Annotated in this window: 1 protein-coding gene; it reads left to right on the plus strand. The window is 57.7% G+C overall.

The window, feature by feature from the left end; all coding sequences use genetic code 11:
* Positions 1–584, plus strand: a 584-nt coding sequence (locus tag PG883_RS23630; RefSeq protein ID WP_270808493.1) for a tyrosine-type recombinase/integrase, incomplete at its 5' end; no start/stop codon positions are given.
* Between the last annotated feature and the right edge of the window lie 198 nt (positions 585–782).

The raw sequence follows: 782 nt of genomic DNA on the forward strand, positions 1-782 counted from the left end.
TGATGGCCGACATTGCCAACGGTCGCCTGGAACATACCACCCGCTGTCAGATTGAATGGAGCCTTCACACGCTGGTGCGCCCCGGTGAATCGGCGGGTACCCGTTGGGACGAGATAGACCTTGAAGCCAAGGTGTGGAACATCCCTGATGATCGCATGAAGATGGATCGCCCCCACCGAGTGCCTCTGACACCACAAGCAATATCTCTGCTGGAACGGATGAGACCTATCAGCGGTCATCGCCCCTTTGTGTTCCCCGGCTACCGCGACCCACTCGGCCATATCAATGATCAAAGCGCCAACGCAGCCCTGAAACGGCTGGGCTACGGCGGACGGCTGGTGGCTCATGGCTTGCGCTCGCTGGGGAGTACCACCCTCAACGAACAAGGTTTCAACCCGGACGCCATCGAGGCGGCGCTATCCCATGCCGATGACAACGAGATCCGCCGCGCCTATAACCGGTCGGACTACTTCGAGCAGCGGGTGATCATGATGGGCTGGTGGAGCGACCACATTGAGAAAGCCAGCCAAGGGAACCTCTCTCTGGCGAGCGGCTTTAAAGCATTGAAGGTGGTGGGCGAGTAACGCCAGCCTAACGACTTGCCGGGCCTAGATAGGCCAATCGAAAAGCGGGGAACCTTGCCCGCCTGACCCGGCACCCATTTCAAGGTGCGTGAAAGGTAACGCGACAATGAGCAAAGACACCCCATTATTACCGCTGGAGTATTGCCGGATTGATAGAGCAGCCCGCCTTTTGAAGTGTGAGGTATTGGATTTATTACA

The sequence above is a fragment of the Aeromonas sp. QDB25 genome (assembly GCF_027707725.1).
GTDB classification, from domain to species: Bacteria; Pseudomonadota; Gammaproteobacteria; order Enterobacterales; family Aeromonadaceae; genus Aeromonas; species Aeromonas caviae.